Annotated in this window: 14 protein-coding genes; 13 read left to right on the top strand and 1 reads right to left on the bottom strand. The window is 63.1% G+C overall.

Translation table 11 applies throughout. The features are described from left to right. Window positions 1-52: 52 nt before the first annotated feature. Window positions 53-355, bottom strand: coding sequence for an IS110 family transposase (locus V7066_RS28055; RefSeq protein ID WP_334186219.1), 303 nt, complete (start codon window positions 353-355; stop codon window positions 53-55). Window positions 356-700: 345 nt separating this feature from the next. Between V7066_RS28055 and V7066_RS28060 the strand changes: the two genes are divergently transcribed. The 13 genes from V7066_RS28060 (at window position 701) to V7066_RS28120 (ending at window position 13,688) form a co-directional block, all read left to right on the top strand. Beyond that, window positions 701-1,621, top strand: a complete 921-nt coding sequence (locus V7066_RS28060; protein WP_334186220.1) for a HEPN domain-containing protein — start codon at window positions 701-703, stop codon at window positions 1,619-1,621. Window positions 1,622-1,809: 188 nt separating this feature from the next. After that, window positions 1,810-3,828 (top strand): conjugal transfer protein TraG, encoded by a 2,019-nt coding sequence (locus V7066_RS28065; RefSeq protein ID WP_334186221.1) that lies wholly within the window; start codon window positions 1,810-1,812, stop codon window positions 3,826-3,828. An 8-nt stretch (window positions 3,829-3,836) separates the two neighbouring features. Beyond that, window positions 3,837-4,244, top strand: coding sequence for a CopG family transcriptional regulator (locus tag V7066_RS28070; protein WP_334186222.1), 408 nt, complete (start codon window positions 3,837-3,839; stop codon window positions 4,242-4,244). Then, window positions 4,237-5,247 carry a P-type conjugative transfer ATPase TrbB gene (gene trbB / locus V7066_RS28075; RefSeq protein WP_334186223.1) on the top strand — a complete coding sequence of 337 codons (1,011 nt, stop codon included), beginning with the start codon at window positions 4,237-4,239 and terminating at the stop codon, window positions 5,245-5,247. Before V7066_RS28070 ends, trbB begins: the two co-directional genes overlap by 8 nt. Window position 5,248: 1 nt before the next feature. Further along, on the top strand, window positions 5,249-5,578 hold the full coding sequence (locus V7066_RS28080) for a TrbC/VirB2 family protein (protein ID WP_334186224.1): 330 nt from the start codon (window positions 5,249-5,251) through the stop codon (window positions 5,576-5,578). 56 nt (window positions 5,579-5,634) lie between these two features. Further along, on the top strand, window positions 5,635-5,835 hold the full coding sequence (locus V7066_RS28085) for a VirB3 family type IV secretion system protein (RefSeq protein WP_442947395.1): 201 nt from the start codon (window positions 5,635-5,637) through the stop codon (window positions 5,833-5,835). Next, window positions 5,829-8,294 carry a conjugal transfer protein TrbE gene (gene trbE, locus V7066_RS28090; protein ID WP_334186226.1) on the top strand — a complete coding sequence of 822 codons (2,466 nt, stop codon included), beginning with the start codon at window positions 5,829-5,831 and terminating at the stop codon, window positions 8,292-8,294. Before V7066_RS28085 ends, trbE begins: the two co-directional genes overlap by 7 nt. Continuing rightward, window positions 8,291-9,040, top strand: a complete 750-nt coding sequence (gene trbJ, locus V7066_RS28095; RefSeq protein WP_334186227.1) for a P-type conjugative transfer protein TrbJ — start codon at window positions 8,291-8,293, stop codon at window positions 9,038-9,040. Before trbE ends, trbJ begins: the two co-directional genes overlap by 4 nt. Window positions 9,041-9,201: 161 nt before the next feature. Continuing rightward, entirely contained in the window at window positions 9,202-10,503 is a 1,302-nt protein-coding gene (trbL, locus tag V7066_RS28100; RefSeq protein ID WP_334186228.1) for a P-type conjugative transfer protein TrbL, read from the top strand. A gap of 3 nt (window positions 10,504-10,506) precedes the next feature. Next, the gene (trbF, locus tag V7066_RS28105; RefSeq protein ID WP_334186229.1) at window positions 10,507-11,325 is read left to right on the top strand and encodes a conjugal transfer protein TrbF; all 819 of its coding nucleotides are present in this window, start codon (window positions 10,507-10,509) and stop codon (window positions 11,323-11,325) included. Further along, a complete protein-coding gene (gene trbG, locus V7066_RS28110; protein ID WP_334186230.1) occupies window positions 11,322-12,179 on the top strand; it encodes a P-type conjugative transfer protein TrbG in 858 nt (285 codons plus the stop codon). Before trbF ends, trbG begins: the two co-directional genes overlap by 4 nt. Continuing rightward, window positions 12,179-13,465 (top strand): TrbI/VirB10 family protein, encoded by a 1,287-nt coding sequence (locus V7066_RS28115; RefSeq protein WP_334186231.1) that lies wholly within the window; start codon window positions 12,179-12,181, stop codon window positions 13,463-13,465. The genes trbG and V7066_RS28115 overlap by 1 nt, the downstream gene beginning before the upstream one ends. Before the next feature lie 10 nt (window positions 13,466-13,475). After that, the gene (locus V7066_RS28120; protein ID WP_334186232.1) at window positions 13,476-13,688 is read left to right on the top strand and encodes a DUF2274 domain-containing protein; all 213 of its coding nucleotides are present in this window, start codon (window positions 13,476-13,478) and stop codon (window positions 13,686-13,688) included. Window positions 13,689-14,257 lie beyond the last annotated feature (569 nt).

Below are 14,257 nucleotides of genomic sequence, written 5' to 3' on the forward strand. Positions count from 1 at the left end.
CGATATGGCTGCCTGAGTCAAACCGGATAGCCTCCGGAAAACCCGGGACGCTTCAATCATTGGGGTCGGACTTGTTGATCTGCTGAGCCTTGAGCAGCGCCTTCATGTGCCGCGTTTCAACACACACCATAGGCAAGCCCGCCTCGATCAGAGCCCCCACCAGCCACTGCGACAGAGGGCCGGCCTCAATCCCTATTCGAGCATAATCGCCAACGACTGATCCTAGCAGAGCGGCGATGGCACCAGGTTCGGACTCTATCTTAATCTTACGCTCGCATAGAACCGTGCCGGCATCGCTCACCACGCACACCGACGTCTCCTTTACCGAAACATCCAGACCTGCAAACTGTGCCATCGCCATCACTCCTTCCCTCGATGCACGAGGTCAGGCTCGACCCCGACCAAGGCATCTTACGTGAAAGGGGCTGCAACCGCATCTGAGCTTAATCGCAGCCGCCGCGATACACCATCTCTGTCGGCGTGAGCCGACATTGTCGGGACTTCGCCAGAAGGGTTTAAACAGGGCGACGCTTGCTGGGATTGCGGACGGACTATGGCTGAAGCGTCGTATTTTGGCGGCTGAGCAATCAGGATCGGTTGGAGGCGCTCCTGATCGGTAAAGATTCTCGGATGCATTTGGGTCGCACTCAAACCTTTCATGGGTTGCCAATGCCCCGCTTTCAGGCGAGAATCTGAGGCAATGCGTAAAGATATCGATCATCTGCCTGCTGTTCAGCAAGGAGAGTTAGAGAAGGCCAAAGCCACTCTGATGTCGGAATTTGAGATTGCGACCTCCCGAGCGACCCAGCCTTGGAAAAAGAACGGTCGCATCCTCAAGATCGTTCTTTTCGGAAGCTACGCGCGCAACGATTGGGTTGATGAACCGGAGAATGGCTACCAATCTGATTTCGACATCTTGATCATAGTAAGTCACGAGAACCTCACTGATATTGCTGAGTTTTGGTATGTGGCTGAAGATAAGATTCTTCGTGATTCAAGTATTAGTCGTCAAGTGAATATCATCGTTCATACCCTTCAGGAGGCAAATCAAGCGCTATTGCGTGGAGAGTATTTCTGGGTCGATATTGTTAGGGAAGGTATTGCTCTTTACGAACTGCAGGGCTCGCCATTTAGTCTTCCTAAAGCACTTTTGCCCTCAGATGCGCTAGAAATGGCAGCGGGATATTACCGCCTTCAATCAGAGTCCATTGGGAACTGGCTTGATCTGGCAGATTTCTCAATGAAAAAAGTTACATGTAGTGTGGATTGGCGGCGGAAATCGGCTTTCAATCTCCATCAGGCTGTTGAAACTTGTTACGCATGCTTCCTGCTAACCTGCACGTCGTATTTTCCGCGATCACACAACATCAAATTTCTTCGTTCACTCGCTGAAGGTCACGATCCTGCGTTGATTGATGCTTGGCCCCGAGAAACGAAGATCGATCGACGTCAATTCGAATTAATAAAACGTGCATATGTCGAGGCCCGTTACTCGGACAACTATGACATCAGCATTGAAGACCTAGAATCGGTGGCGATCAAGGTTCGTCATCTACGGGACATTGTCGAGCGCATTTGCAACGAGCGCATTGCAAAGTTGCAGAGAGCCGCCAGCCATTGACGTATCATCACGTCGTATCAGCCCAGCGGTAGCTGTTCCGCGCTGTTCCGCGCTGTTCCGCGCTGTTCCGCGCTGTTCCGCGCTGTTTCACGCGGTTCAGCGCTGTTCAGCGCACTTCTAGTCGTGCTCTAGATCGCGGAAGCTGATCCCGTCGAAACCGATCCTCATCGGTAGACGGGAGATGCTTTGTGACTCCGACCAAGCTGCTCATTGGCCAGATCCTTGCCGTCTTCGCGATCATGCTCGCCGGCATATGGATCGCGACGCAGTGGGCGGCAGCGATGCTCGCCTATCAGCCGGAGCTTGGCGCTGCCTGGTTCAGGCTTGGAAGCTATTCTGTCTATCACCCCTGGGCGCTGTTCTGGTGGTGGTATTCCTACGACGCCTACGCGCCTGAGGTCTTTGACAAAGCGGGTACATTGGCAGGAGCGAGCGGGTTCCTCGGTTGCGGCTCGGCGGTCATTGGTTCGCTGTGGCGCGCGCGGCAGAAGGGGAGGGTCACCACTTACGGCTCGGCCCGCTGGGCGAGCCGGCGGGAAGTTGTCCGTGCCGGACTGCTGCGGCCCGCAGGCGTTATGCTTGGGACTTTGCGCGGCGACTACCTGCGTCATGACGGTCCCGAGCATGTCATGGCGTTCGCGCCGACGCGGTCGGGCAAGGGTGTCGGCCTCGTTGTGCCGACCCTCCTGTCGTGGACGGGCTCGGCGGTCATCCACGACATCAAGGGCGAGAACTGGACGCTGACCTCCGGCTGGCGCTCCCGCTTCTCGCACTGCCTGCTGTTCAACCCGACCGATGCGACTTCTGCTCGGTACAATCCACTGCTCGAGGTGCGTCGCGGCGCCAACGAAGTGCGCGATGTCCAGAACATCGCGGATATCCTGGTCGATCCCGACGGCGCGCTGGAACGCCGCAGCCACTGGGAAAAGACCAGCCATTCGCTGCTGGTCGGCGCAATCCTCCACATTCTCTACGCGGAGCAGGAAAAGACGCTCGCCCGCGTGGCGACGTTCCTGTCCGACCCGCAGCGCTCCTTTGTGGCGACCCTGCGCGCGATGCTGTCCACCAACCACCTCGGCGACGCCGGGCGGCCGAGGGTTCATCCGGTGGTGGCCTCCGCCGCGCGCGAACTGCTGAACAAGAGCGAGAATGAGCGCTCTGGAGTCCTGTCGACGGCCATGTCGTTCCTCGGGCTCTACCGGGATCCGACGGTTGCCGAGGTCACCTCGCGCTGCGACTGGCGAATTGCCGACCTTATGGAAGCGAAGCAGCCGTGCTCGCTCTATCTCGTCATCCCGCCTTCCGACATCAGCCGCACCAAGCCGCTCGTGCGCCTGGTCCTGAACCAGATTGGCCGCCGGCTTACCGAACGGCTCGATCAATCCGGGGAAGGGCGGCGGCACCAGCTGCTGATGATGCTCGACGAGTTCCCTGCGCTCGGCCGCCTGGACTTCTTCGAGACCAGCCTCGCGTTCATGGCAGGCTACGGCATTCGGGCATTCCTGATCGCGCAGAGCCTCAATCAGATCGAGAAGGCCTATGGCGAATACAACTCGATTCTCGATAATTGCCATGTCCGCGTGGCTTTCGCGACGAATGACGAACGCACCGCCAAGCGCATTTCCGACGCACTCGGCACCGCGACCGAGCAGCGGGCGATGCGCAACTATGCTGGTCACCGGCTGGCTCCCTGGCTCGCCCACGTCATGGTCAGCCGGCAGGAAACCGCGCGCCAGCTTCTGACGCCGGGCGAGGTGATGCAGCTGTCGCCCGATGAGGAGCTGGTGCTCCTGTCCGGGCTGGCCCCGGTCCGCGCCCGCAAGCTTCGATACTATGCCGACGCGAATTTCGCCGAGCGTCGTCTCCCGGCGCCGACGCTCGGCGGCGGCAGTTATCCCGACCGGCCGGATCCGCGTCCAAGCGACTGGGCCGGCCAGATCGGTATGCCGGATGCCCGCCTGACTGAGCCCGCCGAAGAACCGGCATCGCAAGACGAAAGCGGCCCTCAGCAGCAGCGTCAGCCGGGATCGGGCGGCGGCCATAGCCACGCTCTCGACGAGGACAAGACCCCGGAAATCGTGCTCGGCACCGATGACGATGATGTCGTCGCCGACAAGCGGGCGATGGAACAGGCGCAGAGCATGACGCCGGTCGCACGGGGCTTTGCCTTCGACGAGAGCGACCACACGCAAATGCTGGGATTGTGAGGGCGATCATGAAGATCCGACAGAACCTCTATCTCGACCGCGACGTCAGCGTGGCGCTCGATCGTCTCGCGGCAGGCACGCGCGGCAACAAGAGCCGGCTCGTCAACGACGCGCTCAAGGTCTGGATCGCCCGCAAGGGCGCCCGCGAACTCGACGACTTGCTGAAACCGCGCCTGGACCGGATATCGCGCGAGCTCGAAGCATCACGGCGAGACATCGACGTCGTCCTTGAAAGCCTCGCCCTGTTCGTCCGTTACCAATTGATGGTGACGGCGCCGCTGCCGGACAGTGATGCCGCTGCCCGCGCGGTCGGACGCGACCGCTTCGAAGCCTTCGTGGCCCAGGTCGGGCGTCAGATCGCCAGCGGACGGCGCACGCTTCCTTCGCAGGACTTCGATGGCGGCAGCGATGACTGACGCCCCTGAACAGGTTTCCGCCGACCGCCGGCGAGCGATGCTGCGAACCGCCATGGGACCTGCCATCCGAGCAGCGCTCGAGGATCCGCGCGTTGTCGAGATCATGGTCAATCCCGATGGAGCGCTTCGCGTCGATATCCTGGGGGAAGGGCGGGTCGATACCGATGTGCGCTACGAGCCGGCGCAAGTCGAGCGCATTGTGCGCCTGGTCGCCTCGCATATCCGCGCCGAGGTCCACGTCGACGCGCCGATCGTCTCGGCCGAACTGCCGCCGCATGGTGGCGGGGCAGGGGAGCGCTTCGAAGGGCTGCTGCCGCCGGTGACGCCGGGCCCCTGTTTCTCGATCCGCAAACCGGCAGCGAAAATCCACGGACTCTTGGATTACGTGCGCGATGGCATCATGACGCCGGGCGCCGCGGGTTTCTTGTCACGGGCAGTCGTTGAACGGGAAAACATCCTTGTCGCTGGCGGCACCAGTTCGGGCAAGACGACGCTTGCCAACGCTCTTCTCGCCGAGATGGCCAGTCTCGACGAGCGGGTTATCCTCATCGAGGATACCCGTGAGCTGCAATCACCAGCCGCCGATACCGTGGCGCTCCGGACGCGGGCAGGGCGGGTCTCGATGAGCGACCTGGTGCGCTCAACCCTGCGTCTACGGCCTGACCGGATCATCGTCGGCGAAGTTCGCGGCGCCGAGGCGCTCGATATGCTCAAGGCCTGGAACACCGGCCATCCCGGCGGGATCGCAACCGTCCATGCCAACAATGCGCGCGCAGCGCTCTACCGGATCGAACAATTGGTGCAGGAAGCGGTCGTCACCGTGCCGCGCCATCTCATCGCCGAGGCCATCGACCTGATCGTCTTCATTGCCGGGCGCGGAAGCGATCGCCGGATCGACACGGTCGCGCGGGTCATGGGGCTCGACGAGCGCGGGGAGTACCGCGTCGTCGATGCGCTGCGGCTGGCGAGCATTTCCTCCCAAGTTCAACCTGAAGGAGAATGACATGCGTTTAGCCAAATTTTCCGGTCGTGACCTCGGCAGCGCCGCCTTGATCGGCCTTGCCGCGGTGATGACTTCTCCGCTCCTGGCGAGCGGCTCCGGTATGCCTTGGGAGGATCCGTTGCAGAAGGTGCTGGAATCGGTCCAGGGTCCGGTCGCCAAGATCGTCGCGGTGCTGATCATCATCTCCACCGGCCTTGCCCTGGCGTTCGGTGAGACCGCAGGCGGTTTCCGCAAGCTGATCCAGATCGTCTTCGGTCTGTCGATTGCCTTCGCCGCCTCCTCGTTCTTCCTGTCGTTCTTCAGCTTCGGCGGCGGAGCCCTGGTGTCGTGAGCGGGCTTGAGGGCTTCGAGACCCCGATCCACGCGAGCCTCGTCCAACCCATTCTCATGGGCGGGGCACCGCGGGGGATCGCGATTCTCACTGGCACGCTCGCCGCCGCGGTCGGGCTGGGTTTGCAGCAGTGGCCGGTCGGTATCGCCCTCTGGGCGATCGGCCACAGCCTCGCGGTCTTCGCGGCGCGTCGTGATCCCGATTTCGCGGGCGTGCTCCTGCGGCACCTTCGCCAGAAAGGATACCTGGCATGCTGAACCTTGCCGAATATCGCTCCCGTACCGACCGCCTCGTCGATCACCTGCCGTGGGCTGCGCTCGTCGCACCGGGGGTAGTGCTCAACAAGGACGGCAGCTTCCAGCGCAGCTTCGCGTTCCGGGGACCGGACCTCGAAAGCTCGACCGAGGCTGAACTCATCGGGATATGCGCGCGTGCCAACAATGTCCTGCGCCGCCTCGGCTCGGGCTGGGCCTTGTTTTTCGAAGCCCAGCGCCGGGAGGCCTTGGGGTATCCCACCAGCCGGTTTCCCGACCCGGCCTCGAGCCTGATCGATGCCGAGCGCCAGGCCGCATTCGAGGCCGAAGGCCAGCATTTCGAGAGCGCCTACTATGGCACTTTGGTCTGGCTGCCGCCTGTCGACGCGAGCGATGCGGCCGGGCGCGCTCTGGTCGAGAGGACTGGCCAGAACCGGACCGTGCCGCGCGACTGGCGCACGGCGCTTGCAGGCTTCGTCGCAGAGACCGATCGGGTGCTGGATCTGTTCGCCGGCTTCATGCCGGAGGTGCGCTCGCTCGATAGCGCCGGCACGCTCACCTACCTGCATGATTGCATCTCCGATCACCCGGTTGCGCTCGCTGTACCGGAGACGCCGGCCTATCTCGATGCGGTCCTCGCCGACACGCCGTTCGTCGGCGGTCTCGAGCCCCAATTGGGCAGGTTGTACCTGCGCACATTGACCTTACTGGGTTTTCCGAGTCTCAGCCGTCCCGGGCTGCTCGATGCCCTCAACCTGCAGCCGTTTTCCTATCGCTGGATGACACGGTTCATCGCGCTCGATCGAGCCGATGCCACCAAGGCGCTCACCAAGCTGCGGCGGCATTGGTTCAACAAGCGCAAGTCGATCACGGCGCTGCTACGCGAAGTGCTCTACAATCAGCCGACCCAACTGGTCGACAGCGACGCCGACAACAAGGTCGTCGATGCCGATCTGGCCCTGCAAGCGCTGGGCGGCGATCACGTCTCCTTCGGCTATCTGACGACGACGATCACCGTTTCCGATCCGGACCGGGACGGCGTGGAGGACAAGGTCCGCGGCGTCGAGCGCGTGGTCAACGGCCTCGGCTTTACCTGCAAACGCGAAAGCGTGAATGCGGTCGAGGCCTGGTTTTCTTCCCTCCCCGGACAGGTTTACGCCAACGTGCGTCAGCCCTTGGTGCACTCGCTGAATCTCGCGCACCTTATGCCGCTGTCGGCGGTCTGGGCGGGTCCGGCGGGCAATGCACACTTCAAGGATGCGCCGCTGCTGTTCGGCTCGACGCAGGGTTCGACGCCGTTCCGGCTTTCGACGCATGTCGGAGACGTCGGGCACATGATGGTGGTGGGCCCAACCGGCGCGGGGAAGTCGGTCCTGCTCTCGCTGATTGCATGTCAGTTCCGGCGGTACGAAGGTGCCCGAATCGTTGTTTTCGACATGGGTCGCTCGGCGCGGGTCGCCGTACTCGCGATGGGCGGCAGCTACAACGCGCTGGGACAGGGCGCCGACGTCGAAAACGGATTGAGCTTCCAGCCGCTGAAATCCATCGGCGATCCGGCCGAGCGCGGCTGGGCGGCTGAATGGCTCTGTGACTTGCTTGCCCGCGAGAAGGTGACGATCACACCCGAAGTGAAAGATCAGGTCTGGTCCGCGCTTACCAGCCTGGCCGGGGCGCCGGAAGCCGAGCGCACTTTGACCGGCCTCTCGCTCGTCCTCCAGTCCAATGCATTGCGGATGGCGCTCGCGCCCTACACGCTCGAAGGGACTTATGGTGGTCTTCTCGATGCTGCGCACGAACGCCTCGCGGAAGCCGACGTGCAGTGCTTCGAAACCGAGACGTTGATGAGCCGGGCAGGGCTGGTTGCACCGGTGCTCACCTACCTGTTCCACCGGATCGAACAGCGTTTCGACGGCCGGCCCACCCTGCTGGTGCTCGATGAGGCCTGGAGCCTGCTCGACGATCCACTATTCGCCGCGCGGATCCGCGAGTGGCTCAAGACCTTGCGCAAGAAGAATGTGTCGGTTCTGTTCGCAACCCAGAGCCTTGCGGATATCGCCGACAGCGCGATCGCTCCGGCTATCATCGAAAGTTGCCCGCAGCGCATCCTGCTGCCGAACGACCGTGCGATCGAGCCGCAATCGCGCGCCGCCTACGAACGCTTCGGCCTCAACGACCGGCAAATCGAAATCATCGCCCGGGCTACGCCCAAGCACGATTATTACCTGCAGTCCGCACGTGGCAATCGCCTGTTCGAACTCGGCCTGGGTCCCCTTGCGCTCGCGATATGCGGGGCCTCGGATCCGGCAAGCCAGGTGCGGATAGATGCGCTTCTCGCCGAACACGGCAGCGACGATTTCCTCCGCCGCTTCCTGGCCGGCAGCAATGTCCCCTGGGCGGCAAACCTCGTTCCCCCGGTGCCTCAGCCACTTCTTTCCCCCGACCTGTTTGGAGACGACCAATGAAGGTGAATGCAAAGTCGCGTATCCCGCTGCTCGCTGCCACGGGGCTAGGGCTGGCCATCACCGGCACTGCGCTCGTCGGAACCGGGATACCCTCCAATCCGGCCCAAGCTCTGGTGGTCTACGATCCTACCAACTACAGCCAGAACCTGCTGACCGCCGCCCGGACCTTGCAGACGGTCAACAATCAAATCCGCTCGCTGCAGAACGAGGCCCGGAGCCTGCTCAACGAAGCGCAGAACCTCAAGACCATCGGGTTTCCCGAACTTCAGGCGCTCACGCAGACCCTCCAGCAAATCGATGGCCTGATGGGACAGGCGCAGGGCGTGCGTTTCCAGGTCTCGACCCTCAACCAGCAGTTCCGCCAGCTCTATCCGATGGGCGGCGGCGGGCTTTCGCTGAACGCGCAGGTGAGGGCTGCGCGTAGCCGGCTCGACAACGAGATGAGCGCTTTCGAGCATACCATGACGGTCCAGGCCCAGGTGGTCGAGAATGTCCAGAGCGATACCGCGGCTCTCGCGGCGTTGGTCGACCGCAGCCAGAGCGCCGAAGGGGCGCTTCAGGCGGCCCAGGCTACCAACCAACTGCTTGCGCTCACCGCGAAACAGCAGTTCCAGATCCAGCAGCTTCTGGCAGCGCAGTACCGGGCAGACGCCTTGGCCCGGGCAAGCCGCGCGCAGGCCGCCAGCGACGCTGCAGCGGCGGCCACCAAGTTTCTCGGGGACGGCACAGGCTACACGCCGAACTAGCCGTCCCGGCAGGCAAGCCTGCTTCAAGTCAGATCACGAGCTGCGGTGGCGGAAATTCCCTCCCGTCACCGCGTCGCGGGACGCGGTTTTTCCGCGCCCCTGGCCGCGTCCCGCGACACCGCCAATCCCGGTTCGTTCAGCCCCGAAAGGTGCCCAGCGCCATGACCGACCTCAGTGTCATCGACCGCTTCATGACGGCCTTCATCGCCTATATCGACAGCGGCTTCGGTCTGCTCGGCGGCGATGTCCATTTCCTGACCGCAACGCTGATCGGGATCGACATGACCCTGGCCGGCCTGTTCTGGTCGCTCGGCGGTGAAGACAATGTGCTCGGACGGTTCATCCGCAAGATCCTCTATGTCGGCGCCTTCGCCTTCATTCTGGGCAATTTCGCCGTCCTCGGCGACATCGTGTTCCGCTCGTTCTCGCAGGCCGGTCTCACGGCGGGCGGCGGAATTCTCACGTCGGCGGATCTTCTGAAACCGGGGCGACTCGCGGCGACGGGGTTCTCGGCGGCCTGGCCGCTGCTCCAGCAGGCAGCGAAACTCGTGAGCATCACCGGCCTGCTCGACAACTTCCTGGTGATCATCATCCTGCTGCTGGCCTGGCTCCTGGTGATCCTCGCCTTTTTCGTCCTCGCCGTGCAGATCTTCGTCACGATCCTCGAGTTCAAACTGACCTCTCTCGCGGGCTTCATCCTCGTACCCTTCGCGCTTTGGAACCGCACCGCGTTCCTCGCCGAACGGGTCCTCGGGAACGTCGTCAGTTCCGGCATCAAGGTCATGGTGCTTGCCGTCATCGTCGGCATCTCGTCGAACTTCTTCGAAGAGTTCACCGCCTCGTTGAAAGGGCAGGAACCTGACATCGTCCAGGCCCTGAGCCTCGTGCTCGCCAGTCTTGCGCTGTTCGGGCTCGGCATCTTCGGTCCATCGATTGCCTCCGGCCTGGTCGCAGGCGCTCCGCAGCTCGGGGCCGGTGCCGCGCTCGGGACGGGTGTCGGTGCCGCCGGCATCATCGCGCTTGGAGCGGGCGGCTCAGCCGGTGCCGCGCGCCTTGCAGGCGGCGCGGTCATCGGTGCGGTCCGGGCCGGCACCACCATGGGTACCGCCGCCTCTACCTCCTGGAAAATGGGACAGGCTGCCTCCGGCTCGCAGCGCGCCTCAGCAGGTCTCGGCGGCATGGCGCGGGCGGCCAGCGGGGCTGCAAAGCAGAAGGGAAAGAGCGCCTTCGGGATTGGCGAAGCCGCCGAGCGCGGTCGCAGCGCCGCCCGGGCAGCGTTCGAAGGCAGCGAAGGCGGCCAGACATCTTCGGAGCCGCCTGCAAGCGCAGCGCCGGGCTGGGCCCGCGATTTGCGGCGCAAGCAGGACGCGCGGCACCACCGCGCAATCGCGGTTCAAACCCTGAAGGAAGGTGAACGTGGGGGCGCCTCGGCAAACCCCGACATCAAGGAAAAGGAGGATTGAGGCATGATCTTCAAGCGAGCGGTCCAGCGATACGGACGAACCCCCGAACCGGAAACACCCTTCCAGCGCGCAGGCCAGGTATGGGATGATCGCATCGGCTCTGCCCGGGTCCAGGCCCGCAACTGGCGGCTCATGGCATTCGGCACTGTGTTCATGGCCGGAGCCATGGGATCGGCGCTGGTCTGGCAATCCCTCCAGAGCCGCATCGTGCCCTATGTCATCGAAGTCGACAGGCTGGGGGAGGCGAGGGCAATAAGCGAGGCCGAAGCCGGCCATACACCCACCGATCCGCAGATTGCCTGGCATCTTGCGCGCTTCATCGAGAATGTGAGGGGCGTATCGCTCGATCCCGTGCTGATGCGGCGGGACTGGCTCTCCGTCTACGACATGGCCACCCAGCGTGGGGCGAAGTTTCTCGATACCTATGCCCGCGAGGCGGATCCATTCGCCAGGCTGGGCGAGCGCACCGTTGCTGTTCAGGTGACGAGCGTCGTCCGCGCATCCGACCATTCGTTTCAGGTCAAGTGGATCGAGACGGCCTACGAGCGCGGCGCCCAATCGGGAACGAGCCATTGGACCGCAATCCTGACCATCGTCACCCGTCAGCCCCGCAGCGCCGACATACTGCGACGCAATCCGCTCGGGATCTACATCGATGCGATCGACTGGAGCCGTGAACTCGAACCGGCCGCAGGAGCCACGATCGGTGCGCCGCCACCTCCCGATGGTCTTCCGGCCAGGCAGGACATGCCACTCCCCGCCCAGTCAGAACCCGCAGCCAAGCCCGTTTCGCTCGCACCCATTGAGGAGGCAATGCCATGATCTCGAACGCACGCTCGCTTATGGCGATAGGCGGCGCCCTTTTCGCCGGCTGCTCCGGCGGTGGCGCGCTGGCGGCAAAACAGCCTGCAGCGAATGCTGCGGTGATCGAACGTGCCAACCGAGCCGCAACCATCGAGCCGGCCGCAAGCCGGTTCGTCAACGCGGTGCAGGTGCAGGCATTTGCGGATGGGGCGATCTACCACGTGCTGACCGCACCCGATCGGGTCACCGATGTCGCCCTTCAGCCGGGCGAGACACTTGTCGCGGTGGCAAGCGGCGATACCGCGCGCTGGGTGATCGGCGATACGACGAGCGGGCAAGGGGAGGGCAAGCGAACCCACATCCTGATAAAACCCTATTCGCCGGGCCTTGCCACCAACCTGGTCGTCACGACCGATCGTCGCAGCTATCATCTGGCGCTGTCCAGCAGCGCCGCGGCCGCGATGTCCGCTTTGTCCTGGACCTATCCGGCCGACGAAATACTTGCCGTCAGGCGCGCCGCGTCGGCGGCGGAAGCAGCGCGGCCGATCGCATCGGGACTGGCCGCCGAGAACCTCAATTTCAACTACGTGATATCCGGCGACAAGCCCACCTGGCGGCCGCTGAGGGCCTTCGACGACGGCCGACAGACCTTTATCCAGCTCCCCGCCTCGATAGTGCTCGACGAGGCTCCGCCATTGTTCCTGGTTGGCGAGAAGGGGGCGGCCGAGCTTGTGAACTACCGGCTGTCGGGCCGCTACTATGTGGTCGATCGCATCTTCAACGCCGCAGAATTGCGCCTCGGGACCAGGAACCAGCAGGTGGTCCGAATCGAGCGCGTCACCGAAGCGGCCGGCCGGGGGAGGGGGCGGTGATGGGGACGACGCCAGATCGAAACCTCGCGCACGAAGAAGCTGAACCGGTTCGCGATATGCCTCCCCCGGCGCCTTTGCAGGGCGAACCGCGAGAACCCGGACCGCCGCCGCCAAAGGTCGATCCGGAAACACTCGCTCTCCGGGCGCGTCCTCCGCGGGCCATACGCTTCAGCAAGAAGGCCATCATCGGCCTGACAGGTACTGCGGCGCTTCTGATCGCGGGAACAGCCATGTACGCCTTGTCGCCGTTGAAGCTTCACCTGGCCGGCGGAGGGGGTGACGCAGGACTGGATGCAAAGGCCGGTCATGATGCGTTGAGCACCTTGCCGGAGACATACGACAAAGTCCCCAAGCTTGGTCCCCCGCTCCCCGGAGACCTTGGGCGGCCGATCCTGGCCAAGCAGCGAGAGGGGGAGGGACAGGCTGCGAGTGGTTTGCCGATTCCACAGGTGCCTCCGACATCTGCGGAGCCTGACCAGGGAGCCGTGGATGGTGGAAAGGCGGGCCAATCCGGCCTGTTCTTCTCCTCCATTCGTCGGCCGGCGCAGGTGGCCGCGCCCGCCCCTTCAGCCGATATTCCTTTCGGCGCTAGCGCCCCGCCGATCACGGACAGCAAGATGAGCATCGACTTCAACGGCGATCCCGGCGCGCAGCAGCGCAAGGCCGACTTCGTCTCGGGCAGCGACAATGGCAGCGACGTAGAACCGCATGTGCTCGTGCCGGCAGCTTCGCCGAACATGTTGTCGGCGGGCAGTGTGATAGCCGGGAGTCTGATCACCGGGTTGCGATCGGACCTGCCTGGGCTTGTGATCGCTCAGGTCACGCAGCAGGTGTTCGACAGCGCGACGGGCAAGATCCTGCTCATTCCGCAAGGCAGCCGGCTGATCGGAAGCTACGACAGCTTGGTGGCCTTCGGTCAGAAACGAGCACTGGTCGTCTGGCAGCGTATCGTGATGCCAAACGGCAGTTCGATTCGCCTCGACAACGTGCCCGCGACGGACATGTCGGGTTACGCAGGCCTTGAGGACGAGGTCGACGCCCACACCTGGCAGATCATCAAGGGGGCGGCGATCTCCACGCTGCTTGGCCTAGGCGGCGAACTCACCTTCTCTGGCGAGAGCGACCTGGTTCAGGCGATCCGGCAATCGACGCAGCAGAACGTCTCACGGGCGGGTGATCAGTTCGTTTCGCGGACCCTTCAAATTCAGCCCACTATCACGATCCGGCCGGGAGCCACGGTGCGACTGGTCGTTCATCGGGATCTGGTCTTGCCACCATGGAACTAGGAGACGGCGAATGTCGCGCGTGAAATTGTCCCGGTTGCCGGAACGCACTCCGATCAGAATTTCGGTTCATCTCCTGCCGGATCTCCACATTCGGCTGGAGCAATATGCGGTCGCCTACGAGGAAAGCTATGGAGAGAAGATCGCGGTAGCCGAGCTGATTCCGGCGATCATCGATGCCTTCCTGCAGAGTGATCGAGATTTCTCGCGGCGGCCGAAAGTATGAAAAGTCCCTCGGTGTTTCAGCCCTGCGCAGGTGAACGCAGCGATCCTGTCGCGCTCGCGAAATTGATAACCGTCGAGGAGTTCGCGGAGCTATCGTGTCTGTCCCGGCGTCACGTCGACCGCTTGCGTAAACTGCGACCGCCCGGATTCCCGAGAGAATATGATCTCGGGAATGGCAGCGGCAAGTTTCGGCGCTGCCCCCGTTTTCGCCTGCACGACGTGATCGCGTGGATCGAAACGAGGGCGCTGTGGTGATGTGATCCCGCACGTCGCTGCGCCCGTCGAAGATGGACGGATGATGCGAATCCACTATGACGGCGCCTCAGACTGCCTTCCCTCGATCAGCAAGGGTCGGGTAAGGCCGGACGGTTCGAGCACATCCTCATAGCACCGCCGATGGGTTTGGCCTTCCTGGGGCCGGTGATATGCTGGATCGTTAGAGACGCGTTAGGGCGTTCCAAGGACGATAAACAGCCCGCAAAATGGGCACTTTTGTACTTAGGAGCTAATTTCGCTCTTGAGGCTTTATGATCTGCCACACCTTATCGTGGCACCTTCCAAAGGAGAGAT

Source organism: Novosphingobium sp., assembly GCF_036820275.1.
Lineage (GTDB): Bacteria > Pseudomonadota > Alphaproteobacteria > Sphingomonadales > Sphingomonadaceae > Novosphingobium.